Genomic DNA, 207 nt, shown 5'->3' with positions numbered 1-207 from the left:
CGAACTGCACTTCCTCCTGTTATTGTTGGTTGCAGTATTGGTGTTCGCGGTTACTTTCTTTGTTGTTTTTGTTGAAAGGGGACAACGTCGTATCGTTGTTAACTATGCAAAACGTCAACAAGGGCGTAGAATATACGCGGCACAAAGTACACATCTACCACTTAAAGTAAATATGGCGGGTGTTATACCAGCAATTTTTGCTTCAAG

At 41.5% G+C, this 207-nt stretch carries 1 pseudogene; it reads left to right on the top strand.

The features are described 5' to 3' along the window. A pseudogene (secY, locus tag BHE89_RS04320) lies at positions 1 to 207 on the top strand (preprotein translocase subunit SecY); the annotation flags it as partial.

The sequence above is a fragment of the Shigella sp. FC1967 genome (genome assembly GCF_001743005.1).
Lineage (GTDB): Bacteria > Pseudomonadota > Gammaproteobacteria > Enterobacterales > Enterobacteriaceae > Proteus.
The sequence above is the reverse complement of the archived record's forward strand: the minus strand, read 5'-3'. Positions and strand labels throughout refer to the sequence as shown.